The sequence below is a fragment of the Comamonas sp. GCA5 genome, from assembly GCF_036541385.1.
In the GTDB taxonomy this organism is placed as follows: Bacteria; Pseudomonadota; Gammaproteobacteria; order Burkholderiales; family Burkholderiaceae_C; genus Comamonas; species Comamonas aquatica.
The window spans coordinates 1-380 of the sequence record NZ_JAZHFR010000245.1; the positions used below are offsets into that span (position 1 = coordinate 1).

Below are 380 nucleotides of genomic sequence, written 5' to 3' on the forward strand. Positions count from 1 at the left end.
GCCCCCCGCGTGGCCGCCAAGCTGGACGTGGGCCAGATCAGCGACATCACCGCCGTGATCGCCGCCGACACCTTCGAGCGCCCCATCTACGCCGGCAACGCCATCGCCACCGTGCAGTCGGCCGATGCCACCAAGGTCATCACCGTGCGCTCCACCGGCTTTGATGCCGCGGCAGCCACCGGTGGTTCTGCGACGGTGGAAACCGCCGCCGCCGTGGCCGACTCTGGCAAGAGCGCCTTCGTGGGCCGTGAAGTCACCAAGAGCGACCGCCCCGAGCTGACCGCCGCCAAGATCATCGTCTCCGGTGGCCGTGCCCTGGGCAGCGCCGAGAAGTTCAACGAAGTCATCACCCCCCTGGCCGACAAGCTGGGCGCCGCCAT

1 protein-coding gene is annotated in these 380 nt (G+C 69.5%); it reads left to right on the plus strand.

Features of this window, described 5'->3' with window-relative positions; genetic code table 11:
- A partial coding sequence (locus SJH88_RS19500; RefSeq protein ID WP_274755424.1) for an electron transfer flavoprotein subunit alpha/FixB family protein occupies positions 1–380 on the plus strand: 380 nt, incomplete at both ends.